General features: G+C 42.9%; 31 protein-coding genes. 25 read left to right on the top strand and 6 right to left on the bottom strand.

Going from position 1 to position 25,777, the window contains the following annotated elements; translation table 11 throughout:
• Positions 1-254: 254 nt before the first annotated feature.
• From B1K71_RS18405 to B1K71_RS18370, 8 genes are all read left to right on the top strand, one after another.
• Positions 255-794, top strand: a complete 540-nt coding sequence (locus tag B1K71_RS18405; RefSeq protein WP_077329564.1) for a DUF6773 family protein — start codon at positions 255-257, stop codon at positions 792-794.
• The gene (locus B1K71_RS18400) at positions 781-978 is read left to right on the top strand and encodes a helix-turn-helix transcriptional regulator (RefSeq protein WP_077329563.1); all 198 of its coding nucleotides are present in this window, start codon (positions 781-783) and stop codon (positions 976-978) included. The genes B1K71_RS18405 and B1K71_RS18400 overlap by 14 nt, the downstream gene beginning before the upstream one ends.
• A 19-nt stretch (positions 979-997) precedes the next feature.
• Positions 998-1,918, top strand: coding sequence for an ABC transporter ATP-binding protein (locus B1K71_RS18395; RefSeq protein WP_077329561.1), 921 nt, complete (start codon positions 998-1,000; stop codon positions 1,916-1,918).
• Positions 1,915-2,868 carry an ABC transporter permease gene (locus B1K71_RS18390; RefSeq protein WP_077329559.1) on the top strand — a complete coding sequence of 318 codons (954 nt, stop codon included), beginning with the start codon at positions 1,915-1,917 and terminating at the stop codon, positions 2,866-2,868. The genes B1K71_RS18395 and B1K71_RS18390 overlap by 4 nt, the downstream gene beginning before the upstream one ends.
• Before the next feature lie 24 nt (positions 2,869-2,892).
• Positions 2,893-3,435: a class I SAM-dependent methyltransferase gene (locus tag B1K71_RS18385; protein WP_077329557.1), complete on the top strand. Its 543-nt coding sequence runs from the start codon at positions 2,893-2,895 to the stop codon at positions 3,433-3,435.
• Positions 3,436-3,469: 34 nt separating this feature from the next.
• A complete protein-coding gene (locus B1K71_RS18380; RefSeq protein ID WP_077329555.1) occupies positions 3,470-4,255 on the top strand; it encodes an alpha/beta fold hydrolase in 786 nt (261 codons plus the stop codon).
• Between the two features lie 18 nt (positions 4,256-4,273).
• The gene (locus tag B1K71_RS18375; protein ID WP_077329554.1) at positions 4,274-4,831 is read left to right on the top strand and encodes an AAA family ATPase; all 558 of its coding nucleotides are present in this window, start codon (positions 4,274-4,276) and stop codon (positions 4,829-4,831) included.
• Between the two features lie 91 nt (positions 4,832-4,922).
• The gene (locus B1K71_RS18370; protein WP_077329552.1) at positions 4,923-5,258 is read left to right on the top strand and encodes a hypothetical protein; all 336 of its coding nucleotides are present in this window, start codon (positions 4,923-4,925) and stop codon (positions 5,256-5,258) included.
• 11 nt (positions 5,259-5,269) lie between these two features.
• Here B1K71_RS18370 and B1K71_RS18365 read toward each other — a convergent pair whose 3' ends face one another.
• Positions 5,270-7,438 carry an FUSC family protein gene (locus B1K71_RS18365; protein WP_175631967.1) on the bottom strand — a complete coding sequence of 723 codons (2,169 nt, stop codon included), beginning with the start codon at positions 7,436-7,438 and terminating at the stop codon, positions 5,270-5,272.
• 272 nt (positions 7,439-7,710) lie between these two features.
• On the opposite strand from B1K71_RS18365, the gene B1K71_RS18360 reads away from it, so the two are divergent.
• Both B1K71_RS18360 and B1K71_RS18355 read left to right on the top strand, forming a co-directional pair.
• The gene (locus B1K71_RS18360) at positions 7,711-8,265 is read left to right on the top strand and encodes an O-acetyl-ADP-ribose deacetylase (protein WP_077329550.1); all 555 of its coding nucleotides are present in this window, start codon (positions 7,711-7,713) and stop codon (positions 8,263-8,265) included.
• A 97-nt stretch (positions 8,266-8,362) separates the two neighbouring features.
• Positions 8,363-8,977, top strand: a complete 615-nt coding sequence (locus tag B1K71_RS18355; protein ID WP_077329549.1) for a PH domain-containing protein — start codon at positions 8,363-8,365, stop codon at positions 8,975-8,977.
• Here B1K71_RS18355 and B1K71_RS20045 read toward each other — a convergent pair.
• Positions 8,967-9,125 (bottom strand): hypothetical protein, encoded by a 159-nt coding sequence (locus tag B1K71_RS20045; RefSeq protein WP_175631966.1) that lies wholly within the window; start codon positions 9,123-9,125, stop codon positions 8,967-8,969. The genes B1K71_RS18355 and B1K71_RS20045 overlap by 11 nt on opposite strands.
• Positions 9,126-9,269: 144 nt before the next feature.
• Between B1K71_RS20045 and coaW the strand changes: the two genes are divergently transcribed.
• Positions 9,270-10,088, top strand: a complete 819-nt coding sequence (coaW, locus tag B1K71_RS18350) for a type II pantothenate kinase (protein ID WP_077329547.1) — start codon at positions 9,270-9,272, stop codon at positions 10,086-10,088.
• Between the two features lie 55 nt (positions 10,089-10,143).
• On the opposite strand, the gene B1K71_RS18345 is transcribed toward coaW, so the two are convergent.
• Positions 10,144-11,730, bottom strand: a complete 1,587-nt coding sequence (locus B1K71_RS18345) for a catalase (protein WP_077329545.1) — start codon at positions 11,728-11,730, stop codon at positions 10,144-10,146.
• Between the two features lie 183 nt (positions 11,731-11,913).
• On the opposite strand from B1K71_RS18345, the gene B1K71_RS18340 reads away from it, so the two are divergent.
• From B1K71_RS18340 to B1K71_RS18305, 8 genes are all read left to right on the top strand, one after another.
• Positions 11,914-13,044, top strand: a complete 1,131-nt coding sequence (locus B1K71_RS18340) for an MFS transporter (protein ID WP_139343359.1) — start codon at positions 11,914-11,916, stop codon at positions 13,042-13,044.
• A 68-nt stretch (positions 13,045-13,112) separates the two neighbouring features.
• Positions 13,113-13,562, top strand: coding sequence for a protease complex subunit PrcB family protein (locus B1K71_RS18335; RefSeq protein WP_077329541.1), 450 nt, complete (start codon positions 13,113-13,115; stop codon positions 13,560-13,562).
• Between the two features lie 174 nt (positions 13,563-13,736).
• Positions 13,737-14,291, top strand: coding sequence for a DJ-1/PfpI family protein (locus B1K71_RS18330; RefSeq protein ID WP_077329539.1), 555 nt, complete (start codon positions 13,737-13,739; stop codon positions 14,289-14,291).
• Positions 14,292-14,393: 102 nt separating this feature from the next.
• The gene (locus B1K71_RS18325; RefSeq protein WP_077329537.1) at positions 14,394-14,876 is read left to right on the top strand and encodes a PaaI family thioesterase; all 483 of its coding nucleotides are present in this window, start codon (positions 14,394-14,396) and stop codon (positions 14,874-14,876) included.
• 174 nt (positions 14,877-15,050) lie between these two features.
• Entirely contained in the window at positions 15,051-15,617 is a 567-nt protein-coding gene (locus B1K71_RS18320) for a biotin transporter BioY (RefSeq protein ID WP_077329536.1), read from the top strand.
• 259 nt (positions 15,618-15,876) lie between these two features.
• The gene (locus B1K71_RS20205) at positions 15,877-16,041 is read left to right on the top strand and encodes an aspartyl-phosphate phosphatase Spo0E family protein (protein WP_245799347.1); all 165 of its coding nucleotides are present in this window, start codon (positions 15,877-15,879) and stop codon (positions 16,039-16,041) included.
• 180 nt (positions 16,042-16,221) lie between these two features.
• Positions 16,222-17,097, top strand: coding sequence for an alpha/beta hydrolase (locus B1K71_RS18310; RefSeq protein WP_077329535.1), 876 nt, complete (start codon positions 16,222-16,224; stop codon positions 17,095-17,097).
• Positions 17,094-17,948, top strand: coding sequence for a DUF2785 domain-containing protein (locus tag B1K71_RS18305; protein ID WP_077329533.1), 855 nt, complete (start codon positions 17,094-17,096; stop codon positions 17,946-17,948). Before B1K71_RS18310 ends, B1K71_RS18305 begins: the two co-directional genes overlap by 4 nt.
• A 9-nt stretch (positions 17,949-17,957) precedes the next feature.
• Here the strand turns inward: B1K71_RS18305 and B1K71_RS18300 are convergent, their stop codons facing one another.
• Positions 17,958-18,134: a YjzC family protein gene (locus tag B1K71_RS18300; protein ID WP_077329531.1), complete on the bottom strand. Its 177-nt coding sequence runs from the start codon at positions 18,132-18,134 to the stop codon at positions 17,958-17,960.
• 138 nt (positions 18,135-18,272) lie between these two features.
• Here B1K71_RS18300 and B1K71_RS18295 point away from each other — a divergent pair, with 138 nt between their 5' ends.
• Both B1K71_RS18295 and B1K71_RS18290 read left to right on the top strand, forming a co-directional pair.
• Entirely contained in the window at positions 18,273-18,959 is a 687-nt protein-coding gene (locus B1K71_RS18295) for a GOLPH3/VPS74 family protein (protein WP_077329529.1), read from the top strand.
• Positions 18,960-18,998: 39 nt separating this feature from the next.
• Positions 18,999-19,286: a TIGR04104 family putative zinc finger protein gene (locus tag B1K71_RS18290; RefSeq protein WP_077329528.1), complete on the top strand. Its 288-nt coding sequence runs from the start codon at positions 18,999-19,001 to the stop codon at positions 19,284-19,286.
• Positions 19,287-19,481: 195 nt separating this feature from the next.
• Here the strand turns inward: B1K71_RS18290 and B1K71_RS18285 are convergent, their stop codons facing one another.
• A complete protein-coding gene (locus B1K71_RS18285; protein WP_077329526.1) occupies positions 19,482-20,543 on the bottom strand; it encodes an NAD(P)/FAD-dependent oxidoreductase in 1,062 nt (353 codons plus the stop codon).
• A gap of 152 nt (positions 20,544-20,695) precedes the next feature.
• Here B1K71_RS18285 and B1K71_RS18280 point away from each other — a divergent pair, with 152 nt between their 5' ends.
• Both B1K71_RS18280 and B1K71_RS18275 read left to right on the top strand, forming a co-directional pair.
• A complete protein-coding gene (locus tag B1K71_RS18280; RefSeq protein WP_077329524.1) occupies positions 20,696-21,340 on the top strand; it encodes a LytTR family DNA-binding domain-containing protein in 645 nt (214 codons plus the stop codon).
• Positions 21,341-21,471: 131 nt separating this feature from the next.
• Positions 21,472-22,980, top strand: coding sequence for an acetyl-CoA hydrolase/transferase family protein (locus tag B1K71_RS18275; protein ID WP_077329522.1), 1,509 nt, complete (start codon positions 21,472-21,474; stop codon positions 22,978-22,980).
• Between the two features lie 88 nt (positions 22,981-23,068).
• Here B1K71_RS18275 and B1K71_RS18270 read toward each other — a convergent pair whose 3' ends face one another.
• Positions 23,069-23,530 (bottom strand): DinB family protein, encoded by a 462-nt coding sequence (locus tag B1K71_RS18270; protein WP_342742150.1) that lies wholly within the window; start codon positions 23,528-23,530, stop codon positions 23,069-23,071.
• A gap of 139 nt (positions 23,531-23,669) precedes the next feature.
• On the opposite strand from B1K71_RS18270, the gene B1K71_RS18265 reads away from it, so the two are divergent.
• Both B1K71_RS18265 and B1K71_RS18260 read left to right on the top strand, forming a co-directional pair.
• Entirely contained in the window at positions 23,670-24,755 is a 1,086-nt protein-coding gene (locus B1K71_RS18265) for a PfkB family carbohydrate kinase (protein WP_077329521.1), read from the top strand.
• Positions 24,752-25,654: a pseudouridine-5'-phosphate glycosidase gene (locus B1K71_RS18260; protein ID WP_077329520.1), complete on the top strand. Its 903-nt coding sequence runs from the start codon at positions 24,752-24,754 to the stop codon at positions 25,652-25,654. Before B1K71_RS18265 ends, B1K71_RS18260 begins: the two co-directional genes overlap by 4 nt.
• Positions 25,655-25,777 lie beyond the last annotated feature (123 nt).

Genomic DNA, 25,777 nt, shown 5'->3' with positions numbered 1-25,777 from the left:
AAGAGAGTAACCTTGCCGAAAGAAGAGCCAGAACCGCCGAATAAAATCCCACACCCGCCGAACAAAGAGCGCAACCCGCCGAAGAAAGCCCCGTACCCGCTGAACCACAGCACCGTACCTGCCGAACACAGCCCACATCCCCCCGCCGAAACACACCAATGACAAATATTTTTATTAAAATGCAATATATATATTGCAAAATGCTACCCGATGACATATAATAAACTCACACATCAAGAATGGAGGAAAATGATATGGGTTTTTTCCGCAAAAATAAAATGAAAGATGAGCGGGTCATCAATCAGCAGAACAAAATTTACAGAGAGGTTTATACGCTAATCATAATCATTTGTGTAATCTCTGTCGCGCTGAAATTTTATCTGTATGGCTTTCAATCGGGCAGTGTCTATACCGAGATGGCAATTTTATTTGTGTCGAGCGTCTATTATGCGTTCCGGTCTGCCAGTCTGGGAATTTATTCTGATGAAGTGGAAATGCATGACCGTACAAGCAAATTGCCGATGCAGAAGAAAAATGTTATCACAGGCTTGCTCTTTGGTATTGCCATGGCACTGATTTTTGGAACCCGAAGTGCCGTTTTATACGGTGAAGACACTGGTAACTCTATCTATACCTTTTTTATGGTTTTCATCGTTTCGCTTATAATTTATATTCCGTTTTTCGTTCTGGTGACGCTGATCGGTCACACTTATATGAAGAACAAAAGTGATAAAGCAGTAAAAAAACAGCTGGATGACATGGACGAAGACGGTGGTAACGATGAAAAACATTAAGCTGAAAATGGCACGGGTGGAGCATGATCTGTCACAGGAGGAACTTGCCAGGAAAACAGGTGTGTCCAGACAGACAATTGGATTGATTGAACTGGGCAAATATAATCCAACCCTGAGTCTTTGCCTGGCAATCTGTAAAGCATTGGATAAAACACTTGATGACCTGTTTTGGAATGAAAGTTAAAACGAAGGGGAGTTGCATAGTGGAACCGGTATTATCATTAAAAAATGTCTACAAAAAAATAGGCAGAATGCAAATAATAAACAATGTTTCATTTGATGTTTATCCAGGTGAAATATTTGGGTTTCTTGGTCCGAATGGTGCGGGGAAAACAACAACCATTCGCATGATTGTCGGGCTGACGAATGTCACAAAAGGTGATATTACAATCAGCGGTCAAAGTATTGTACACGATTTTAAAAAAGCAATCGGCCATGTCGGCACCATTGTGGAAAATCCGGAAATGTACAAATACCTTAGCGCTGAAAAAAATCTGATTCACTTTGGACGGATGAGCAGGAATGTAATTAAGGAAGATATCCGGAAGCGTCTGGAGCTTGTTCGCCTGTCCCATGTAAAAAAACAGAAGGTACGCAAATTTTCACTCGGTATGAAACAGCGGCTTGGTATTGCCCAGGCGATGCTGCACAGTCCGGATGTGCTGATTCTGGATGAGCCGACGAACGGACTTGATCCGGCGGGGGTCCGTGAAATGCGGGATTATCTGCGTCGGGTTGCGAAAGAAGAAAATGTCGCTATTTTAATTTCCAGCCACCTGCTGTCTGAAATCGAACTAATCTGTGACCGCTTTGCCATTATTCAGGAAGGCGAAATTGCTAAGATCGAAAATGTAAAAGAGGAAACGGAACAAACGGGCCATGTCAGCACCTTCACACTGGAAGTCAATGAGCGTGACCGGGCAAGGGAACTTGTCTCTGATAAATTCCCGTCCATCAACGTGCAGTTTGTTGAAAATCAACTTCATCTTCAGGCAACAAAAGACCAGATGGGGGAAGTCATCACGTATTTAGTCGAAAATGAAATTATTGTCTATCAGTCTATCTTGGAAAAACAATCACTTGAAGATCGCTTTTTTGAAGTGACAAATGGGGGTGTCTCATGATGTTTTTTAAATTGATTCGTAATGAATGGATGAAATTATTCAATAAAGTGAGCACATACGTTATGTGCGGACTGGTGATCCTGGGGATTGCTGCCACTGCGATTTTTACAATGTACAATCAGCAGGATGAAAAACTGCCGGATGAGAAGCAATGGCGTACTGAATTGACACAGGAAAACAAGGAATTCGCCAAGCAGGAAAAAGAAACGAATAACCCTTACTTGGAGAGTTATGCAGTCAATCAGCGGGCAATTAATGATTACAGACTGGAACATGGTATTTCCCCATATGAAAAGGAAAATGCCTGGACATACATGGACAGAAATATGAATCTGGTACAGCTGATTGGTGCATTCGTCATCATCGTCGGGGCATCAATCGTTTCACAGGAATTCAAAACCGGAACAATCAAGTTACTGCTTGTCCGATCTGCATCAAGAATTCAAATACTTGCGGCCAAATTCGTAACTTCCATCTTGTTCGGTCTGTTTTTGCTGCTTGTGCTGTTTGTGGTTTCATTTGCGGTTGGCGGCCTCTTATTCGGGTTTGACGGTGCATCCACACATTTATCGGCAAGCGGCGGAGAAGTATACGAATGGTCACGGACACTGTATCTTGGTGTAAGTTATTTATCAAGCAGTGTAACCTTACTGATGCTCACAGCGCTTGCTTTCATGATTTCCAGTATTTTTAGAAGTGAAGCCATTGCAATTGCTGTTTCTATTGTGCTCCTGTTTATCGGTTCAATGGCAACTAACATGCTGGCATTTGTGACGGATTGGGCAAAATATTCTTTGTTTGCCAATACTAATTTGAATTTATATTTTGAGGGCGGCCCGATTGTTGAAGGGATGACATTGTCCTTTTCGATTATTATGCTGGTTATCTATCTGGCTGTATTTTTGTCCTTGTCATTTTTTATTTTCAAAAAACGGGATGTCAGTATTTAAGTATATTATTCGGGGTGAAATAAAATGGAAACAAAAATCGTTATCGGTGCCGGGGAATATAACAACAATCCCGGCTGGACCCATACAAATGAAGATGAACTGGATTTGCTTAACGAACATACCTGGAAAAACCGATTTGAGGTAAATTCCATTTCAGCGATCTTGGCAGAACATGTGTGGGAACATCTGACATATCAGCAGGGATTAGAAGCGGCAAAACGCTGTTATACCTATTTGAAAACAGGCGGTTATATCCGCTGTGCAGTACCGGACGGTTATTTTCCGGATGAAGCCTATCAGCAGATTGTCCAGGTGGGCGGACCTGGACCCGCCGATCACCCTGCAGCCGGCCATAAAATAGTTTATAACTATCAAACTTTAACGATGTTGTTTGAGAAAGCAGGGTTCGCGGTACACTTACTGGAATACTGTGATAAAGATGGCAGGTTTCGTCAGGCGGATTGGAAGATAGAAGATGGTGCCATATTTCGTTCCAAAAAGCTGGACCCTCGAAATCAGGGAGTTCTTAAGGTTCCATCCTTGATTTTGGATGCCGTTAAACGGTAAGTTAGTATAAAAACAGATTGGGGGATAGGCTTATATGCAGCAAGTACATAAATGGGGAAACAGAGAAAATCCTGCACTTGTTTTACTGCATGGAATGGGTGGCACTGGTCTTAGTTTTGGCGAGCTGGCCCACTATCTATCGGATTATTATGTGGTTTCACTTGATTTAAGTGCCGGGGAGTATTCCGGGGATGAAGCATACATGCCATCAAACATGGCTGAAACAATTCATCGTCTGATCAATCAACTCGACCTGCAGGGAATCACGCTTGTCGGTCATTCATGGGGAGCACATCTTGCTCTTTATTATGCCGCAGCACACCCGGAGAAAATCACACGTGTTATATCGCTTGATGGCGGATATATAGAGGAACGAGGGTCATTGGACGAGGAATTGCAAAATCTGGTCGAGTTCCATAATAGTATCCGATTTCCATCATGGGAGGCTTTTTGGGAGTCAGAAAGAAGTGAGCTGCCAAGATGGTCCGAAGAGCTGGAAGCAGCATCGCGTTCACAAGTAAAGGAAATAGATGGTGAAATCCGCTTGGCATTGCCGATACCGGTGGCCCAGGCAATTGTAAAAGGTATCTTCAACGAGCCAACCAGTGAAATTCTGGATCGGGTTTCATCCCCGGTTTTATTGCTCCGGAGCGATTTGCCGGAAGAATTGGAAGAGTTACGCACACGCAGCATTCATCATTTTCGGAAGCATGTTCCGGATGCTGCCGTACATGTTATCCCGGGTACTACCCATGATATTTACCGGGATGCACCCGAAAAAGTTGCCGAACAGATCAAATTGTGGATACCAAACGAATAAGCTGCGGGAGGGATACATATGAAGTTTGTGCTGCTGTTTGGTCCGCAGGCAGTCGGTAAAATGACAGTCGGACAGGAATTGGCAAAAATGACAGGCCTAAAGCTCCTGCATAATCACATGACGATTGAACTGCTTGAGCCATTTTTCGGTTTTACCCCCGAGATGTGGCGGTTGTCAACGATGTTTCGCATGGAAATTATTAAATCTGTTGCTAAAAATGACGGGGAAGGTATGATATTCACTTTCGTCTGGGCGTTTAACCGGCAGGAGGACTGGGACAGCGTAAAAAAAATGTGTAATATTTTCTCTGATGCAGGGGCTGAAATCTGTCTTGTTGAGCTGGAGGCTGATGTCGAAGAACGGTTGAAACGAAACAATTCATCGAACAGGCTGCAGCACAAACCGACCAAGCGGAATGTGGCATTTTCCGAGAAAGAACTGCTGCGCTCGATGAAAACAGAGCGGCTTCATTCACTGGAAGGTGAAATCACTTGTGGAAATTATGTCCGGCTCAACAATACCAATCTCAGTGCTGCCGAAACAGCACGTATAATCAAAACGGAATTCGGATTATAGTTGTTTTGGAAAGTAATGGAACGGAAATATAGAAGTATCGGGTTTTTCATTCAAGCATGAAACAAAAAAGCATACAGAAAGGAACATCAGCATGACCTTAGAAGGGAACAATTCAGCACTTTTCTTTTACATATTCTTTCTTATCCTTTCACTGGCTGCCAGTTATTTCTCCGGATACAAAATGATAAAAGAAACCGGTTATTTTGGTTCACAGGTTTTTCTGGCGTGTGTGATTAATCTTCTCCTTGGTACGTTTGCCACATTTGGCTGGTTTATGGCCACATGGGCAAGCAGTGAATCACTGTTCTTCGGCGGGCTTTTACTTGGTGTATGTCTGCTTATCGTCAGTGAGGCAGCACTTGTAACCGCCATGTATGTCAGACGTGATAAACTGCAGCTGGACTATGAAAGAGAAGAACAGCTTTAGTGTGACTGCAATTAAGTTCTGGAGGCTCCGAGATCCGTCCCCAGCTTCATAATTGACTGGTTGATGCGCCAAATATAATACACATGGTGAATCAAGTCATACTGGTCTTGTTTATGGTCCGGGGCAAGCTGCTCCAGTTGTTTACGTTCTTCATCAAGCATATAAACAGTTGCGCCTTGCCTTTCCCCATTAATGAGAGAGCTAAGCGTATCAATGTTATGTTCCAATTTCACTTCCATTTGTTGAAATGTGGTGGTCAATTCATCCGGAAAGTCAAAATCCTTCCGATATGATGAAGCTATAAGCTGTCTTGCATAATAGTTGATGGATGTGAAGATGGCCACCCATTCAGCGATTTTGGACTGCTTGTGGGCCTCCGTTTTTTTCAGGAGCGGCTGGGCCTGATCCTCTATCATCTGTAATTTGTTATCGATTGTGAATGCCTGGGAGGTAAGTTCTTTTACGCTGACTTCCTCATGAAATCGTTTAATATAGCTGATCAGAAATGGTTTCAGTTCCGCAAGGTAGCTGTCCGATACCTCGGCAACCTTTTCCCTTGTTCGCTTTGGAAAAATAATGAAGGATACTGTATAAGCAATTGCCGCCCCTGCAACCGTATCGATGATTCTTGCCCAAATAAGGGAAAGTCCAACCCCGCCAAGAAGCATGTCATACATGAATGCGATCATCATGGTGATGAATGCACTCATCAGGGTATAAGATACTGTAGCCGTATAATTAGACAGAAATACAACCAGAAACAGGATAATCAATTCAGGAATTGTATTGCCTCCAAATAAATTTGCCATGAAAAAGCCGATTGCAGCACCGATAATCGTCCCGGATGTACGTTGAAACCCTTTCCTGTATGTCCTGCCGATTGATTCCGTGCCAAGCAGACAAATAAATGCCGTCAGCAGCACCCAATATGGTTGAATAGGTGAAATGAATTTCCCGACAATAATAGCGATATTGCCCGCAATCAGTGCCTGAATAGCCTTTTTGGCAGCCGGTGAAAATTCACCTGGTGTCTTCTCGTCTTTCTTTACATGACTGTCCGTTTCTTCTTCTTTTGAATCTTCTGCGTCCTTGGGTGCAATTCCACCTTTGATTCCCTGCTGAATTGACTTTCCGCCTTCCACAATATGAATAGCAATCGATTCAATTCGCCTGATCAGAAAAATCCATTTCATGGGCTCTTCCTGCTGGTGTTTTAGTTCATCGATTACATTTCGCAGCGCCTGAATTGCCAATTCGGCCTCTTCCAGATTATGCTGGTCAGAATTAATATCTGCATCACGGAGGGCGGTCATCACCCATGCAAGCAGCCGTCTCAATTCTACGATTTCAAGTGCATCCGCTTTTTTCAGTTTTTGAAATGATTCTGTCAGTGTTTCAATCAACATACCCGTATCAAATACGTATGTGCGTAATTGGGATTGTGTCAGGCCCGGCCATAGCTTTTGTATATCTTCTTTGTGCAGGTTTCCGGATACTGTTCTCGCATAGATACGCAGTTTTCTGACGTTATTCTCAATACTTTTGCGGCGCTTTGAATTCAGATCTTTTTCAAGGATGCCCTGGATTAGAATATTGAAGGTGAGATTCGTCTGGATGTGAAATGAGCGCATACTCTTTTTTAATGCAGGTGCTGAATCCTGAAACAGTTTGAAGTTGAACAAGTAGGCATACGTGACCCCAATCAGAATGCCCGTGTATACCATAGGCAATTGTTCCAGCGGCAATTTCATGACGACCCCAAAATAGATTGTCATAAAAGCAATTTGTCCAAGCGAAAAGTACCTGCTTCCGAATTTAGAAAAGTAAAAGCTTCCGAAAATAATGAGCATCATAAGTCCGTCAATCACGATGGATTTTTCAGCGAGGAAAGATCCGACTGTGATGCCGAACGCAGCAGATACACCAATTAATGGGGTGGTCACTTTTCTTTCCTGTAATGTATCGTCCATGACAATGACAGTGCCCATCATGCCAACCATGCCGGAAATAATGACAGGAATAATGAATACATTTCCAGTTACATGCAAAACAAGCAATGTTGTAACAATCGACAGGATTAGGCTTGCGGTAGTTTTTGTTGCACCTTTTAAGCGTGAGTGCCCGGGATCAGCTGCAATCAGCCTGCCTGTCCAGTGATGTATAGTGTCAAACTGTTTCATATGTGGTCATATCCTCTGTGTAAATGATTGTCAATATAGTTTAGCATTTGGGAAATAATTATTCCATTGAGGAAGAAAACACCGGCAGCCTCGTCTGCATATGAAGTTTTTGCCTGTTAATGCTGAATTATTATATAGTAAGGATAATGAATGGGGAGAGTGACCGTGCTGTTGGATAAACTTTGCGGTACAATCAGACAGTATTAACCCCCCTTGCTTTAAGAATGTTGAAATGTATTTTCGCTTTTGGATAAACGGTAAGGAGGAATATAATGCGTGTGAAATGGAACGGAAATGAACTGGAACTGATAACCGGTGACATTACGAAACAAGCGACCGACGCAATCGTTAATGCGGCAAATGGTTCTCTTATGGGTGGCGGCGGTGTGGACGGAGCCATTCATCGGGGGGCCGGAAGCGGCTTGCTTGAGGAATGCAGGATTATCCGAAATGAAACGCTGAACGGCAATCGTCTTTCTGCCGGAAAAGCGGTGATCACAAGCGGTTACAACCTTCCCGCCAGATATGTAATTCATACGGTGGGTCCGATTTGGCAGAATCATAATGGTCAGGAACAAGAGCTGCTTGCCAATTGTTACCGAAATTCGCTCGATTTAGCCAGTGAGCATGGCCTGACAAGTATTTCGTTTCCATCTGTATCAACAGGTGTGTATAAATTTCCGATTGAACTTGCGGCAGATGTGGCAATCGGGACGATACAGGAATTTCTCGAGGTGAACCATTTTGGAAAAGTTATCATGACATTGTTCTCTGAAGCTGATTATGACATTTATAAACAAGCGGTGCAGAAGCGAACCGGAATGTAAAATTTTTGCGAATTGGCGGATACGGGTTCTTCTGGGTAAAAGGTAATGGTATACTTTATTCAGAATACAATCTTCAAAAAGGAAAGGGAGTATTGGAATGTTAAAAAAGTTTGCTTCAGATGCATTGGGGTTATCCGATATCGGTAAAATTATTGACCCGCAGGACTATGATAAAACAGATGCGGATGATTATGTAAGACATGAAGATAATGAGGAAATCTATTTTCTTATTAAGACAAAAATGGACGAGTATTGTTTTACCAACCTGGCAATCATTCATGTGGACGGCGAGAAGGCGACTTCTTCCAAACGTACATTGCGCCGTTTCCCATATTCCCAGTTCGCGATTTCCGATGTTTTGCTGGAAACAGCAGGAACAATTGACCGGGATATTGAAATTAAATTCACGTTAGGCAATGTACCAATGTCAATTGATGTGCAGAAAGACCAGATTGACAGATTGAAAGACTTGTATAAGGCGCTGCTTTATATTGCAGAGAAAACATATGAAAACAATATTATTTTGAATAAAGCGGAACAAAGTCTTGATAAAGCCGCAACCATTCTGCACAATTCACGAATCTCAGAAGCGAATACCGCCGATCAATACAAGGCATTGACTGAATTCAGTTTTGAATGGTTCAAAAACGCACGGGAACAATACCACGAAAAAGACTTTGGCAGGATTTTTGAGAAGTATATTAATAACTAGAATGATGGAAACCGGATGGCGTAAAAGAGCTGTCCGGTTTTTTTAATGTGTATGTTGTTTGCGGCGGCAGTTCCTTCAGCGCGAAACGCTTTTCCTTCGGCGGCAACGGCAGTTTCTTCAGCGCGAAATGCTTTTCCTTCGGCGGCAACGGCAGTTCCTTCAGCGCGAAACAGCGGAGGCAGTGCGAAATGCTTTTATTTTGTCTTCGTGACAGGAAACGCAGTTGTATTTGTCGAATAAGAAATTCAAGCATTCGTTAGAAATATTACGCGGAGATCGGAGGGTGGATTACATGGACAGGATAAAAGCAGGTATTGACGCTGGCGGGACACTTATAAAGATTGTATATGAGAAAAATGGAATTATAAATTATCGGTCGTTTCGATCAATTGAAATAGAAGATGCTGTTGAATGGCTGACTAATCGATTTGATCATGTGGATGTGTGTGTAACCGGTGGGAAAAGTAAAGTGCTCAAGGATAAATGGACAGCAGAAGTAAAAACCGTAGTTGAATTTGATGCGACTGCAAAGGGTATTGAGTTTCTGGCGAAGCAGCATGAATTTGTACTTGACGCCCCGTATTTGTTCGTCAACGCCGGGACTGGTACGTCAATACATTATGTCAGTGACCACAAGCAGGTGCGGATTGGCGGTTCTGGCATTGGTGGCGGTACACTTGTTGGACTTTCTCAGCTAGTAACTGGCATTAAAGACTATGAAACTATCGTTCAGCTTGCCATAGAGGGCGACAGAGACAAAGTGGATCTCAAAGTAAAAGATATCTTTGAAGGTGCACTTCCCCCAATTTCGGGTGATCTGACCGCAAGCAACTTTGGCAGTACAGCGAAAATGTTGGCAAACAGACCTGCCAATAAGGATGTATTAGCATCGATTATTGGAATGATTGGGGAAGTGATTGTGTCCATCACCACCCCGATGACAGTCCAATATGATGTCGATACTGTTGTATATATCGGATCAACGTTTCGCTCGAATCCGCTTTTACAAGAAACCGTCAGCAAATATACCACCATGCTCGAAAAGAACCCTATATTCCTGCCCGATGGTGAATATAGCGGTGCTGTAGGTGCAATGCTGGCACTTGATTGAAAAGCATCTTTATTCGGCACAATCCGGGTGGTGCCAGGTACCACCCGGATTTGCTTTAATATCTTTCCGCGTCATGTCCTTTGTCAACAGCTTCTTCGGGTGCTTTTTCACTGTCTTTGTTGCCGAGCGGGTTTTTGCTGGAACCGGTATTTTCTGCATGTTCCAGTCCTTCTTTGAGACGACGGCCATATTCGTCATCAGCTTCTTCAGCAAGGGCAACCATTTTTTCCTGTATACGCTTATCACATGCGGAAAGGTCACCGACAAGATTGGAAATCAATTCGTCCTTTTCCCAGTCTTCAAATCCGCGGTACGTTTCACCTGCCTGTTTCGTGTTGCTTTGACGGTCAATGGTTTCCCGGACAAGATTACCTTCTACTTTCGGTGTGTATTCTTTCCCGGTCTGTTTAGCCTCTTTCAGACCATCGAGTGTGGAAGGTTCATAATTTATATGTGGATTTTTTCCATTGGCGTTTTCCGGTTCATATCGCATTTGACCTCCTGCCTGGTTGGTCGCTACCCGCTTCTTGGCAGCATTAATCGGTAATTGTAAATGATTTGCCCCGACACGATAACGTTGCGTATCCGAATAGGAGAATGTTCTTCCCTGCAGCATTTTATCGTCGGAAAAATCCAGGCCATCTACTAAAACACCTGTCCCAAATGTTGCCTGCTCTACTTCCGTAAAGAAGTCTTCCGGGTTTTTATTCAACACCATTTTTCCGACAGGCAGCCATGGAAATTGATCTTCCGGCCATAGCTTTGTATCATCAAGCGGGTCAAAATCCAGCTCAGAATGCTCATCATCGCTCATAATCTGAACAAACAATTCCCATTCCGGATAATCGCCCTTTTCAATCGCATCATACAAGTCCTGTGTTGCATGATTAAAGTTTGTAGCTTGTATCTCGCTTGCCTCTTTGACCGTCAGATTTTTTATGCCTTGCTTGGGCTCCCAATGATACTTGACAAGCACAGCTTCTCCGTCTTTGTTTACCCATTTGTATGTATTGACACCGGATCCTTGCATCATGCGGTAGTTGGCAGGGATCCCCCATGGTGAGTACACAAATGTAACCATATGAAACGATTCCGGAGAGCTGGAACAAAAATCGAAAAATCGTTGACTGTCCTGGATGTTAGTGACCGGATCGGGTCTGAATGCATGAATCATATCCGGAAATTTCATGGCATCACGGATAAAAAATATTTTCAGATTATTTCCCACCAAATCCCAATTTCCGTCTTCTGTATAAAATTTGATTGCAAACCCGCGCGGATCACGGACTGTTTCCGGAGAATGCCGTCCATGTACAACCGTTGAGAAACGTACAAAAAGTGGTGTTTGTTTTCCTTTTTCCTGAAAAACTTTAGCCCTTGTATATTTGGAAACAGGGTCGTCTCCCACGGTTCCATAAGTCTCAAAATAACCATGTGCACCGGCACCGCGTGCGTGAACAATCCGCTCCGGTACTTTTTCTCTGTCAAAGTGACTTATCTTTTCGATAAAATCATAATTCTCCAATGTAGCGGGCCCGCGGTTTCCAATCGTTCGGATGCTCTGGTTGTTGGTAACCGGGTGCCCTTGTCTCGTAGTCAAAGTGTCTTCATTTTCCACATTTGTCTGATTTTCATCTTCCATTTCCATTCCTCCATTTCAAAATAGTTATCCACTAAATTTAGTGTTGCCTGAAACAGTGCGGATAATCCTTTTTTGAACGGTTTTTCGAAGTTGCTTATGTTTGTGATTTTTCCAGGCGGGAATTATAACGTAATTGAAATTTAACCTTCTTTTTGGGAAGGCTTATATAGAATGGGAGTTTTTATGAAACAAATTTCAGTCGGTATTATACCAGCTCCTGAATTACCGGAAGCAATTGCCAATAAACTGGCTCTAAAATTGGAGACGGCTTTTTCCATGCAAATTGATAATAATATTTCCTGGAATGTGGAAGTTGTGCTTGATCAGCTCACCGGTGCATCGGGTAGAAGCGACGAAATCATAAAAAGGGCTTTAGCATTAAAAGCGGAACATAATTGGGAATACGCAATATGCCTGACAGATATGCCTATATTCTCTGATAAGACGGTTGTTCTTGCAGAGGGTGACGATGGGAAAGGGGTAGCGCAAATTTCCATTCCTGCATTCGGTGCATTTCCGCTGAAGACCCGAGTGAAAAAAGCTATTATACAAATGGTGGGTGAGTTGTATTTCCGGATAAATGGTCACGGAACATATGTGAATAGTGACATCGTTGAACGAAATAATAAACAGCTGATGAAAAGTGAACGAAAGTTTTCGCCTGTGAAAAAAGTTTTACCTGATAACGAAGATGCGGATTTGCGTTTTATTGTGAGACCAAGAATCCATGGTCTTTTCCGCTTAATCGCAGGAATGACATATGCCAACCGTCCATGGAGAATCATTCCGGCATTTAAACGTGTGGTGGCGGTCGCATTTGCAACAGGTGCGTATGGTCTGGTGTTTACAACCCTTTGGAACATCAGCGCGGCATATGGCGGTTTGCAGTTTACGTTGCTAACGCTGATCGCTATCGCGGGAATGGTCATATGGATCATTTTTGCTCATAATTTATGGGAAAAACACAACGCTAAAACGAGCAGGAAATTAACGATGCTTTACAACATGGTCACGGTGGTCACATTAACAAGCTCAGTCATCGTATATTATGCGGTGCTCTATATATTATTTCTGTTTGCAGTTGTCTTTTTTGTTCCGCCTGATTTATTTGTCCATACAGTGGGCATCAAGGATAATAATATTCATGAGCATTTTATTCAGCTGGCATGGCTTGTTACATCCGTTGCGGTGATTGCAGGTGCAATGGGATCCGGTCTTGAAAATGATAAGACAGTCCGGAAAATCATGTACGGTCATCGCCAATGGCAGCGATACAAGGAGATGGAACATAATGATGACTTTTTAAAGGAATGAACATCAGGGATGAAAAAAGGAATATGTCACCATCATCTTGAATATGGAACATTTCAGGAGGAATTTTAATGATATTGCGGAAATCAGTCGGTTATCTTGTGATTATTACGCTCATCATATTGCTGTCTGGCTGTGGTTCCGGGTTAAAGGAGGACGATTCAATGGCAGGTCAGAAGGAAAATGGATCACTATCAGTTAAAATAAGTGCAGTGCCTGACACTGTGCAAAAATGGATTGAAAAAAATCAATCCAAACAGCAGAACAAAGTGTTTCGTGCGGATGGAAAGACGTATGTTGTGATACTACTTGGAGAAAAAAACACTGGTGGATATAATGTGGAAGTCGAAAAAATCAAGCAGACTGGAAATGACGAGGCTTCCAATGTGGTCAGTTATCGTGTGACAGAACCAGCGAAAGGATCAGTCAACATACAAGTTTTGACCTATCCCATGGCAATTGCAGCATTGGACAGTGATGTAGAAGGACCATTTACGTTTGAACAGATAGAGGAAAATTAAAACTCATAATTGCATTGCAGTATGTTTTCGCCGGACTATTGGAAGTCCGGCGAAAACGTGCGAACCCCCTACCTCATCTTTTTTACCATCCAACTCTGCTGAAAAAAGGATTTTCACCACAGCGTACAGAATATAGATAGTGAATCAAAAATTCTGTTCGGGAGGTAATTACAATTGTCGAAAAAGATATTGATACTGGCTGGTGACGCTGTTGAGGCACTGGAGATCTATTACCCATATTTTCGTTGTCTGGAAGAGGGATATGAAACAGTCATTGCTGCAGGATCTGCCAAAAAGCTGCATACGGTTGTCCATGATTTTATCGGCTGGGAAACGTATACAGAAAAAGAAGGCTATATGATTGAGGCGGACGCAGCGTTTGATGAAATAAATCCGGATGAATATGATGGCTTGATTATTCCGGGCGGACGTGCTCCAGAACATATACGTCTTAATGAGCATGTGCCATCCATTGTGAGTCATTTTTTTGAAACAAATAAGCCAATTGCTGCCGTCTGTCATGCCAGTCAGGTGTTAACTACGGTGAAGGAGCATTTGAAAGGACGCGAGATGACTGCCTACATTGCCTGTAAGCCGGAAGTGGAAGCAGCAGGATCAACCTATATGGAAAAGGCCAACCATACGGACGGAAATCTGGTTACCGGGCATGCCTGGCCGGATGTTCCGGGACTGATGAAAGAGTTCATCAAACAGATTAATAATCAATAAAGATGCGGTCTATTATTTAAAGCATTGCTTGATACGGTTGAAACAGAAGGAGATCAACTGAAGGAAAAATGTGATAACAACTAAAGATGGGGGGAAATGAAGATGACAGAAACAGTAAAACATGCTATTCAGGATGAGTATCCGGATGATTTCGCACATTGCTATGGATGCGGCAGGCTGAATGATGATGGATATCATCTTAGAACAGGGTGGAACGGTGATAAGACGGTTACCGTTTACACACCAAGGCCGGAACACACTGCGATTCCCGGATTTGTCTATGGTGGGTTGATTGCTTCACTGATCGATTGTCATGGGACAGGGTCAGCGTCACTTGCTTTGCATCGGAAAAACGGGCATGAACCTGGTGATGGTGCTGAGCCGCCGAGGTTTGTAACAGCATCACTTGAAGTTAAATTTATGAAACCAACACCTAAAGATATTCCATTAAAGGCGGTTGGCTCAGTAGAGGAAGTACACCCGAAAAAGTTCAAGGTACATACAGAAGTTTTTGCCGGTGACGAATGCTGCGCTAAAGGTGAAGTGGTCGCAGTTGTCATGCCTGCCACATTCACGCAAAAATAAATCCAGCCAGTTGGATTGCACAAAATAAGCAAGCAGCAACAATATTGCAGAGGGGCCGAAGAGGCTCTTCTGTATTTTTTATTGTTAACTTAAATAAAAATAAGTTTACAATACGGCCATCATCCAATATAATATACTGTAATGTAAATCCAAATATGAACAGAGGTTATATATATGAATAAACAAAGCAAAAAATTAAGGGATATGCTTCATTGTGCCATGTTTGCCGCCATAACTGCTATTTTGGCACAGATTGAAATTCCGCTTCCATTGGTTCCGATAAGCGGTCAGACCCTCGCTGTGGGAATTACCGCCACTATCCTGGGCAGCAGAAAAGGGGCAGTTTCGATGATTTGCTATGCAGCAATTGGGGCAGTCGGTCTTCCCGTTTTTGCAGGATTCAGCGGTGGTCCTCAAGTGCTTGCAGGTCCGACAGGCGGATACATAATTGGATTTGTTGCAGCAGCCTTTGTTACAGGCTGTATTTTAGAAAAAACGCGGTTTACAATTCCAATGGCGATGCTGGCTAATACGGTTGGCATGGTAATTATCCTGATTATTGGAACCGTTCAGCTGAAGTTTATCGTGAATCTGGATTGGTATGAAGCTCTTGCAGCAGGTGTTTATCCGTTTATAGCTGTTGGGTTTATAAAGGCTTTTATTGCCAGCTGGATTGGAATTACAGTACGAAAACGCATAATGACAGCAAATCACGACAAGGACTTTCGGAATATTGCTTAAGACCTAAAAAACAGGTTTGATTTGCGTGTTCATTGGGTATTTGGATACTACAGTGAGTATCCTGGGGGTGTCAATAAAAACCATCGCTTTGCAGTAAATCAGCATTAGCACGGCAGCCATTTAGGTATTTGTTTTTTAGGTAAGGAGTACTGATCTGAAGTTAAAACTGCATGAATTGTATCAAGAGATATGGATACAGGAAGTTTTACTGGATTCAATTCTCCACCATTACCAGCCAGATGCACATATAGTGGAGAGGGTGTCATGTCTGACTGATAACAGTAATCTGGAAAAAAAGATTGAGGCAACACGAAAAGAGATGTACACACGGTTTGAAAATGATCCGGACGACCCTCTGATACTCGCTGTTTCGCAAAAGCTGGACAAGCTGTTAAACGAATTAACGAAAGTACAGAAAAACTAATGCTGCCGTTTCGGTTTTTATTGACAGTCAGGATGTTTTTGGACCAGGAAGTCTGTTCCCTATTCGGGGTAACGGACTTTTGTTTTGTAATGGTACTGCTAAAACATGGCTGGTTTTCCCGCACAGCGGCTTTCCCTGGAGGAATTTTGGCACCTTTTGTCGAATGTAATAGAAAGGGGGATGATTACGATTTCGAATGGTATTATCTATGATTATTATGTTGAAAAGCGCGGCGCGGGGGAACCGGTTATTTTTCTCCCGGCTGCAGGATTTTATGGTAATGAAGGATTGAATATAGCTGATTTCCTTCAGAATGATTTTGAAACACATATGATGGACTTGCCCGGGGGGAGAAGTTTAGGGATTCAGGCTCGGCAAATTACATCTTTGGATATGGCGAAGTGGCTGAAAGGATACATGGATCAGCAGCAAATGAATAAGGTTAATCTGATTGGGCATTCAATGGGAGGGCTGCTGGCACTGACATTTGCCGTGCATTATCCCGAAAGAGTGAACAAACTTGTCCTGTTGGATCAGGCACATAAACCGTTTCCGAGAATCCCGAAGCGTGAATTCGGCTTGTTTGCATATGCTATTCCATATTTGAATATTGGAGCGGTTCTATTGGGAAAACCGTTTCTGAAGTTGCTTGAACCTTTGTTTTCGGATAAGGACAGCAATGTTGACATCGATACTGCAGTTAAAAGGTTCTGTGAAACAATTGCCATAAAAGAAAATGCGTATATACGCAAAGCACATGAGCAAAGTGTCTCGTTTACGTTGGATACGCTTAACCTGTATTTTGGCTATTACCGGATCAATCAGCCGAAATTGCTGGCTGAAAATACAGTGCCAACCTTTTTGGCATATGCAACTTTTAAGGGTGTGAATGAACAGGAAAATGCCTATACATGTAGACATTTGCGTGAATTGCAGCACAAAAAAAGCCTGCCAATCACCTATCGTCCAGTTGAGGGCGGACATTATGTTCATTGGAGTGATGATCCGACACTATTGCCGGAGATTAAATTATTTTTAAAGGGGCGGATGGAATGAATAAGTCCTTTTGGCTAGATGTAAGTTCGAATAATTATAAAATTCCACATGGTTCCAGGTTAGAGGGGCTGACAAATAAACTTAAAGGATACCTTGGTTCAACAGATCCTACATTACGTGATGAGGTTGCCTATCCGATACTGAGTATGTGGATTGAGCGTGGTTTGTATGACGTTCATAAGCTCAGGGAATTGATTGGGGATATGAAGGCGAATTTGACTGACAGACTTGGGGAAAATTATACAGATACGGTTTTTCTGAGGTCGTTCTCCATCCTGATTCTTATGGAAATTATCGAATATGATAACAAGCAGGAAGTCCTGAAGAGAGCGGAACTTGAGTGGCTTTTGGATGATGTACTCAGTTATTTTGAAAAAGAACGGGATTTGCGGGGTTATGTGCCGGATAAAGGGTGGGCACACGCGATTGCACATACAGCGGATTTATTCGGTGCACTTGCAGGGAATCGGCATATTGGAAGGAAAGGGCTCGAACGAATCGTAAGTGCCATTGCCGATAAAGTTTCCGTTGCATCCGGGCACACGTATCTGGCGGCAGAAGACGAGCGGCTTGCATATGCTGTGATACGTGCATTGCGGTGCGGTTTGATTGAAAATGTATTTTTTGAAAAATGGCTTAATCCATTTGCAATGCACCATGGTGATGATTGGGTGGAACACCTGTCTTCTGCAACCGGTGCCAGTACATATGTCAATGTCAAAGGGTTTCTTCGCAGCTTGTACTTTCAAATTCTGTTAAGTAACAATCCTCCTGCAGATGCCGACGAATATGCAAGCATGATCAAAGAAACCATTTACAATATGGACGCTGTATATTATAAACTGCCATAAAGGGATAAATTAATTTTTCTCTATCGTCCAGACGCGGTCATGATTGGAATTCTGCGGGAACTTCTCGCCGGTTTTGAGCTTGACGATTTTTGGATCACTGACACTTGTTCCGGTCTCTCCAATCTCACGATAAGTACCATTTTTAGGTGCCTTCTGTCCAAATCGGAAATGACTGTATTCACCCATTGTAAACACTCCTTTTATAATTTGCTTATTAGTATGGCTGTAGGGCGAATGTTTATTCTAATCCCTGGTGAATAAATGAAACTTTTTAGCTTGCTGAACCGTACTGCATATTAGGAGATAACGGTGGAGGGTGGTAACATGTTAACGATTGCGGAAGAATTGTTACTTCTCGCTCTGAAAGATGATAAAGGCACAGTTGTATTTTCTGCAAGCAGCACACTAAATTATGGACTTGCAGGCGCTATTTTGGCGGAATTAACATTGCAGGAACGTCTCGAACTGCGGGATAAAAAAGTGGAAGCAATCAGCCACGGTCCAACTGGTGATGCAGTCACTGATTCGGTTTTACAAAAAGTTTCTGAATCTAAACGGCCAAAAAGCGTGAAGCGATGGGTAGAAAATTTAAGTTTCCGGATGGGTCATTGGAGAAAGGAAATGCTGGCTGGGCTGGTTCAAAAAGGAATTTTGGAGGAACAGGAACAAAAAATCCTGTGGGTTTTCACCAGGAACACATACCCAACAAAGGAAGTTGCCGTGGAAAATCAAATTCGAAAGCGAGTATATGCAAGTCTTTTTGGGGATGAACAACCGAATGCACGAACTGCAATGCTTTTAAGCTTAATCAAAGCCTGCAGTCTCGTGAATGAAGTGTTTCCTGTAAAAGATCAGAAAGAAGCGAAAAAGAAGATCGACAGCATCATTAAAAATAATGAATACGGAAAAGCCGTTAAAGCGTCCATTGATGCGATGCAGACTGCAGTAATTGCTGCCTGTGCTGCGGCTGCGGCAAGCTCGGCTGGGAGCAGTGGAGGGGGAGGATCCTAATCTCTCTTCGTCAATTCCGGGAAGTCAGGAGGGCAGCTTATGCCAATATGTCAGAATTGCGGGGAAACCTGGACATGGAAACAGACTCTACGGGCAATATTTAAGTGGAAATGCCCGCACTGCCATGAAAAACAATACGAATCAGCATCATCCAGAAGAAAGACCGGGATGTTCAGTCTGTTGCCAATAATTTTAGTGCCATTAATCTACTTGTTTGATTTTTCATGGTGGGGCATCGTTTTTCTTTTTATTGTGTATATGACAATATTTTTTGGTGCATACCCATTTGTGTTGAAACTTTCCAACGAGGAAGAGCCGTTTTGGTAGCAGAATAAATGTGTGCGGTAAAATGAATTTTCGCGCAACAGGATAACCCAATCGCGCCGCAAAAGGAAAGATCGCGCAACAAGACAACCAACTCGCGCAACAAAAAAACTACTTCAAGCGCATGTGCTATGACACTCCCTTTTCATAATCAAAGAAAAAGCGTTCCATTTTAATCGGAACGCTTCTGCATAAAAATTAATGTCGTTTATTCAGCCACAGGACACCTGATTTAGCTAAGCGCGGCAGGTAACCGGTGACAGATCGTGTCATCATTTCACCGAATCCTTCCGAGCTGCCAAGTGAACCAAGTGTGCCTTTCAATTTAATTTCTTTTGGTTTGTTTGGTTCCTCGCCCCTGAAAACTGAAGTCAGGACGGCGGCAATTCGTTCACCCTGTTCTCCGGCGAGCTGGCCGCTTGGTGAATGTTCAGAGGACGCGCAATCCCCGACAACGTAAATGTTTTGCTGCTCCGGAACTTGAAAATACTCATTGACGGTAAGCTTCTCTTGCCTGTCTTTCTCAAATGGCAATGCCCGCACAAGATGATTTGGACGGACTCCTGCTGTCCAGACCGTTACATCATTGACATAACAAATGCCATTATTGCAGACACCGTCTTTTTCCACGTATTCCACATTTGCATGATGGAGCACTTCCACATCCTTTTGTGTGAACCAGTTTTCCACATAGTTTTGCACTTTTTTATCAAATGCTTTTAGGACGGAAGCTCCCCGGTCAAGGAGGCGTATGTTCAGGTCCGGTCTGCTTTCCCTAATTTCGGAAGCTACTTCGATTCCACTCAGCCCTGCACCGACGATGGTTGCCTTGCCATAAGCTTTCAGGTTGCCAATCGCCATACCGGCGCGACGTGCTGCACCGAATGTTTGTACACTTTCGGTGAATTCGGGTGCCCCTTCGATTCCATGATAATCATCCTCGCATCCCAGTCCAATTACAAGGTAATTAAAAGGTACCGATTCAGTTCTGTCATGGAAATGTATTTGTTCATTTTCCGTGTCAATTTCCTTTATTTCAGCGTATACATAACTGACTTTCTCATGCGTCGGAAACTCCATCCGCACATCTTTATCAGCCGATGTGCCTGCTGCAATTGTGTAAAATTCTGTTTTAATAGAATGGTATGGGTTACGGTCAATCACGGTAATATGAATATCATCGGGAAGATTCTGTTCCATTAGTGATACTACAATTCGAAGTCCGCCATAACCGCCGCCTAAGATGACTAAATTTTTCATGGTTAAAACCCCTTATGTACATATAAATGCCTTCTACTGTTAAGGTTACCAAAAGTTACGTCAGAAGACTAGGAAAAGCTTGGAATTGTTGTTTTTTGAATGGTAATGGTAAATTATCCATAAGAAAAAATGTGAAAAGGAGCTGACTAAGGTTGCAAAAGTTGACGTTCGGATCGCTTCTGGATGTGGTTGGCGAGTTGTTTTCTGATGAAATATCGATTGCTGTTTCTAATACGAATGAATATATTTATTATCGCCCCAGCAAACGGATTGATTTAAAGATTCGTGTGGGGGATCCGGTGAAGGAAGGGACGATTGCTTATAAAGCATTGCAAACAGAACAAAAAGTATCTGAGTTTATTAATCGCGATGTATTTGGGGTACCTTATCACGGGATGGCTGTTCCATTTCACTATGATGAACAAATTCAAGGGTGTGTGACTGCCATATATCCGGCATTAACGGAAGGAAAGTCGGTCGTGACGGTGAAAACATCTGACGGATGGAAACCAATTCCGTTCCATCGGGTCAAATATCTGCAAGTTAAGGAACGAAAAACATATGTATATGCGGACAATTTTGCCGGTACAAACAAAAAGGCGCTGCAGGATTTCGAATACATGCTTCCGAGAGAGTCATTTATCCGCTGTCACCGGTCTTTTATTGTGAATGTCAATCACATTGCTGAAATTTTTCCTGATACGCATTCCACGTTTTTGCTGTCGATGGATAACGGGGCCCAGATTCCGGTAAGTCAGTCTTATTCGAGTTATTTTCGAAAACTGCTTGGCTTTTGACAGAAAAATGCTGCTTGATACGTGAATTATAGTCCTTAGAATCGTATTTTTACTATTCCCGTCCAAAATCTCCTGCAGCCGTAACTTTTTCGTTACAATTATTCTTAAAGTTATGAAAGAGGGATGTTGTTATGAGTATGAACGATGACCGTATCAGGGCCCCTCATCTGCAGGATCGGGTAGTTTCAGCTGATGAAGCAGCTTCCTGGATCAAGGATGGAATGACGCTGGGCATGAGCGGATTTACACGTGCAGGTGATGTGAAAGCGGTGCCAACTGCGCTTGTAAAACGCGCAGAAACGGAATCTTTTAAAGTGAATGTATTTACCGGAGCATCATTGGGCTGTGATATTGATAAGTTATTTGCAGAGGCAGGTATCGTCAATAAGCGATTGCCGTTCCAGGCAGATCCGGCGATGCGTAAAGCAATCAATCAGGGCGAGCATCTTTTTGTAGATCATCATTTGTCCCATACATCCGAATTGATTCGAAGCAATGTGCTGAATACTATTGATTATGCTATTTTGGAAGCGATTACTGTTACAGAGGACGGGATGGTTGTCCCGTCAACGTCAGTAGGCAATTCATTGGTATTTGCTGAACATGCGGGAAACGTAATTATTGAAATTAATCTGGCACAGTCTGAACTGCTGGAAGGGATCCATGACTTGTATACCCCTGGAAAACAGGGTGAACGTGATCCGATTCCTTTGACCAAACCGGATGATCGTATCGGAACAAAAGGAATTCATATTGATTCGGCAAAAATAAAAGGAATTGTGTTTACCAATCAGGAGGATTCTCCTTCAACTATTGTTAAACCGGATGATGAAACAAAAATTATGGCTGGACATTTGCTTGACTTTTTGCAGGATGAAGTAAGTGCGGGCAGGTTGACCGAACGGCTTGCACCAATCCAGTCAGGAATTGGATCTGTTGCAAACGCTGTCCTGCATGGTATGCTGGATTCCGAGTTTGAACATCTTGAAGTATATTCAGAGGTGCTGCAGGATGCGGTATTTGATTTAATTGATGCAGGTAAAGTGGATTTTGCATCGTGCTGTTCGATTACCTTGTCTGATGAAAAAATGAAAACGGTTTTTTCCAACTTTGAAAAATACCGTGACAAATTGATTATGCGGCCGCAGGAAATTACCAACCATCCGGAAATAATCCGGCGTCTTGGACTTATTTCCATTAATACAGCATTGGAATTTGATATTTATGGAAATGTCAACTCGACCCATGTATCCGGAACGAAGATGATGAATGGTATTGGCGGATCTGGAGATTTTGCACGAAATGCAAGGTTGGCTGTTTTTGTAACAAAGTCAATTGCCAAAAATGGAGATGTCTCAAGTATCGTACCATTTGTGCCGCATGTGGACCATACCGAGCATGATGTGGATGTTGTAGTTACGGAGCAAGGATATGCAGATTTGCGCGGTCTCGCACCACGTGAACGGGTGCCATTAATCATTGTGAACTGTGCACATCCAATGTACCGTAAACAGCTCTGGGACTATTATCAGGAAGCACTGGAACGCGGTGGACAAACACCACACGTACTCGAAAAAGCACTCTCCTGGCACACCAATTTCAAAGAAAACGGAACCATGCGTGAATTGGTAAAATTATAGGTGCCTGGAAGATCCGAATTATGACGAAAAAAACCACCCTGGAAGCAGTGTTTGCTGTTGCTTCCAGGTTGGTTTTGTTTAGTTCCGTTTATTGGTTTTTTAAGATTTTTTCCATGGAGTGGATGCGTCCCAGATGATTAGCCTCATGGAAGGCAGCCATAACAGCAAGTTCTCCAACTGTCTCATTTCCGAGAATAGGTTCCGGCAGCTTTTCATTGAATTTATTTTCAGGAATAGCGTTAAGACGCTCCAACTGTTCCTTCAATTGGCCAGCCAATTTTTCAACCGATGGCACGTCTTCCGGCCAATCGGCTGGTTTGCTTCCATATCCGAAAAGATCCTTATAGGAAGCTGGAATGTTATCGGAGTGATCCGGAAAGCCGAACATAAATTGTTCTGTTACTGTCAGTACGTGACCAATATGCCAATGGATGGTATTGTTGAATCCGATTGGCTGAACGTCAATCGTTTCCGGATTGAGTTCATTTATTTTTTTTAGAAACATATTCCGTGTCGTGTTGAATTGTATATACATTAAACTACGCATCATTTCATTCCTCCCTTTTTATTAACCATAACAAGGATCCTGTCCAATTAACAATAAAAGATATTGACCATGTACGAATTCGGGAGTATAATATAAACAAAAGTTTATTTTTATAACAAATGTTTAAAAAGGAAGTTGCAGCATGAATAATAAGGAGCGTATCCTGCTTGATTTAATTCGAAAAAATCCATATGTGTCCCAGCAGGAACTCGCCGATAGTATGGATTTGTCGCGCCCTTCCGTAGCGAATCTTATATCAGGGCTTGTTAAACAAGGCCATATTCGCGGTAAGGCCTATGTTTTAAACGAAAGTAAGAACATCGTTTGCATCGGCGGCGCGAATGTGGATCGGAAGTTTTATGTAAAAGATCAACTGCAAATGGGGACGTCCAATCCAATTCGATCCAATCAGACAGTTGGTGGTGTTGCCCGGAATATTGCTGAAAACTTTGGACGTTTTGGAATGGAAACGACGTTGCTTACTGCAGGTGGTAAAGATGCTGAATGGGAATTGATAGCGGAGGCATCTGCCCCTTACATGAATTTGGATCATGTTACCCGGCTTTCCACTGAAAACAGTGGATCCTACACGGCAATTCTGGACGAGCACGGAGAATTGGCTGTTGGACTTGCCGACATGGATATTTTTGATCGGATGGATCCGGAATGGATTCATGACTACATGCCATTATTGAATCAAGCTAAATGCATATTAGCGGATTTGAATTGTCCGAAAGCAACGCTTCAAGTGTTGTGTGAGCTTGCGGATGCACGGGGGATTCCGCTAGTTCTTGTCACAGTATCGGCGCCGAAAATGAAAAATATGCCTGAAGAATTAAGCGGTGTGACGTGGATTATAACGAATGTTACGGAATCGGAGGCATATTTTGGTGGTAGTTTGACAATGGAAAGCGCAGTTCAACAATGGCTGGATGCAGGTGTCCGAAATGTCATTGTGACGGAGGGCAGTGCAGGTGCTGCAGTTGGCAATCATAAAGAGGCAATTCAACATGTTCCAGCATCTGAAATTGATGATGTGACTGATGTGACCGGTGCGGGGGATGCCTTTTCCGCTGCGGTTACATACACCTGGCTGGAAGGAAAAGATATTTTAACTGCAGCGAGAGCAGGAATTGCCAATGCCACAAGGACTTTGGAATCTGCCTTTACAGTACGACAAGATTTATCAGCAAAAAAATTACGCGAAGACATGGAGGAATTATCATGAAGGAATACTTATCATTATCAGCGGAAGTTCAGCGTGCAAAGGAACAAGGGAAGCCGGTTGTTGCATTAGAGTCAACGATTATTTCCCATGGGATGCCATACCCGCAAAACGTACAGACGGCGCGTGAAGTTGAACAGATCATTCGCGATTATGGCGCTGTTCCAGCAACTATTGCAATTCTGGATGGTAAAATTAAAATTGGATTGGATGATCAGGAGCTGGAGGATTTCGGCAATAGTGAAGGGGTTGCCAAAGCATCCAGACGTGATTTGCCTTACTTGCTTGCCACTAAGCAAAAAGGAGCGACTACTGTAGCAGCAACAATGATTTGTGCCGAACTTGCCGAGGTTAACATCTTCGTCACTGGTGGAATCGGTGGTGTGCATCGTGGTGCAGAAACATCAATGGACATTTCTGCAGACCTTGAAGAATTAGCCAAGACAAATGTAGCGGTTGTATGTGCTGGCGCTAAATCTATTTTGGATCTTGGTCTGACGATGGAATATCTGGAAACCAAAGGCGTACCTGTCGTCGGGTATCAAACCGATGTCCTTCCAGCGTTTTTCACGCGGACAAGTGAATTCCCGGTTAATTTCCGTTTGGATGATGCAGAAACAGTTGCCGGAACATTGCGTGCAAAATGGGATTTAAAACTGCAAGGCGGGGCAGTAATTGCCAACCCTATTCCAGAAGAATATGCAATGAATGAAGCAGACATTTCCGCTGTTATTGACACAGCACTGAATGAGGCAGAAGCCAACAATATTTCCGGCAAGGAAGTTACTCCATTCCTGCTTGCCAAAGTCACAGAACTAACCGATGGCAAAAGCCTCGAAGCCAATATAGCACTTGTTAAGCACAACGCCAAAATCGGCGCACAGATAGCAGTAAATATGTAGGTATCTGACATAACCCGGACTTTTTATTTTGTCGACGGGTCCATCATATAAAAAACCACCAGCAGGCAACGTTACAATTCCGCCTGGCTGGTGGTTTTTTCATTTAAGCGATGTATTCTAGTT

Origin of the sequence: Virgibacillus siamensis (genome assembly GCF_900162695.1) — a bacterium.
Classification (GTDB): Bacteria; Bacillota; Bacilli; order Bacillales; family Amphibacillaceae; genus Lentibacillus; species Lentibacillus siamensis_A.
The sequence above is the reverse complement of the archived record's forward strand: the minus strand, read 5'-3'. Positions and strand labels throughout refer to the sequence as shown.

Coding starts and splice junctions, on each gene's coding strand:
- B1K71_RS18405 (WP_077329564.1), top strand. CDS start 255: ATGGGTTTTTTCCGCAAAAATAAAATGAAAGATGAGCGGGTCATCAAT.
- B1K71_RS18400 (WP_077329563.1), top strand. CDS start 781: ATGAAAAACATTAAGCTGAAAATGGCACGGGTGGAGCATGATCTGTCA.
- B1K71_RS18390 (WP_077329559.1), top strand. CDS start 1,915: ATGATGTTTTTTAAATTGATTCGTAATGAATGGATGAAATTATTCAAT.
- B1K71_RS18385 (WP_077329557.1), top strand. CDS start 2,893: ATGGAAACAAAAATCGTTATCGGTGCCGGGGAATATAACAACAATCCC.
- B1K71_RS18380 (WP_077329555.1), top strand. CDS start 3,470: ATGCAGCAAGTACATAAATGGGGAAACAGAGAAAATCCTGCACTTGTT.
- B1K71_RS18375 (WP_077329554.1), top strand. CDS start 4,274: ATGAAGTTTGTGCTGCTGTTTGGTCCGCAGGCAGTCGGTAAAATGACA.
- B1K71_RS18370 (WP_077329552.1), top strand. CDS start 4,923: ATGACCTTAGAAGGGAACAATTCAGCACTTTTCTTTTACATATTCTTT.
- B1K71_RS18365 (WP_175631967.1), bottom strand. CDS start 7,438: ATGAAACAGTTTGACACTATACATCACTGGACAGGCAGGCTGATTGCA.
- B1K71_RS18360 (WP_077329550.1), top strand. CDS start 7,711: ATGCGTGTGAAATGGAACGGAAATGAACTGGAACTGATAACCGGTGAC.
- B1K71_RS18355 (WP_077329549.1), top strand. CDS start 8,363: ATGTTAAAAAAGTTTGCTTCAGATGCATTGGGGTTATCCGATATCGGT.
- coaW (WP_077329547.1), top strand. CDS start 9,270: ATGGACAGGATAAAAGCAGGTATTGACGCTGGCGGGACACTTATAAAG.
- B1K71_RS18345 (WP_077329545.1), bottom strand. CDS start 11,730: ATGGAAGATGAAAATCAGACAAATGTGGAAAATGAAGACACTTTGACT.
- B1K71_RS18340 (WP_139343359.1), top strand. CDS start 11,914: ATGAAACAAATTTCAGTCGGTATTATACCAGCTCCTGAATTACCGGAA.
- B1K71_RS18335 (WP_077329541.1), top strand. CDS start 13,113: ATGATATTGCGGAAATCAGTCGGTTATCTTGTGATTATTACGCTCATC.
- B1K71_RS18325 (WP_077329537.1), top strand. CDS start 14,394: ATGACAGAAACAGTAAAACATGCTATTCAGGATGAGTATCCGGATGAT.
- B1K71_RS18320 (WP_077329536.1), top strand. CDS start 15,051: ATGAATAAACAAAGCAAAAAATTAAGGGATATGCTTCATTGTGCCATG.
- B1K71_RS18310 (WP_077329535.1), top strand. CDS start 16,222: ATGATTACGATTTCGAATGGTATTATCTATGATTATTATGTTGAAAAG.
- B1K71_RS18305 (WP_077329533.1), top strand. CDS start 17,094: ATGAATAAGTCCTTTTGGCTAGATGTAAGTTCGAATAATTATAAAATT.
- B1K71_RS18300 (WP_077329531.1), bottom strand. CDS start 18,134: ATGGGTGAATACAGTCATTTCCGATTTGGACAGAAGGCACCTAAAAAT.
- B1K71_RS18295 (WP_077329529.1), top strand. CDS start 18,273: ATGTTAACGATTGCGGAAGAATTGTTACTTCTCGCTCTGAAAGATGAT.
- B1K71_RS18290 (WP_077329528.1), top strand. CDS start 18,999: ATGCCAATATGTCAGAATTGCGGGGAAACCTGGACATGGAAACAGACT.
- B1K71_RS18285 (WP_077329526.1), bottom strand. CDS start 20,543: ATGAAAAATTTAGTCATCTTAGGCGGCGGTTATGGCGGACTTCGAATT.
- B1K71_RS18275 (WP_077329522.1), top strand. CDS start 21,472: ATGAGTATGAACGATGACCGTATCAGGGCCCCTCATCTGCAGGATCGG.
- B1K71_RS18270 (WP_342742150.1), bottom strand. CDS start 23,530: ATGATGCGTAGTTTAATGTATATACAATTCAACACGACACGGAATATG.
- B1K71_RS18265 (WP_077329521.1), top strand. CDS start 23,670: ATGAATAATAAGGAGCGTATCCTGCTTGATTTAATTCGAAAAAATCCA.
- B1K71_RS18260 (WP_077329520.1), top strand. CDS start 24,752: ATGAAGGAATACTTATCATTATCAGCGGAAGTTCAGCGTGCAAAGGAA.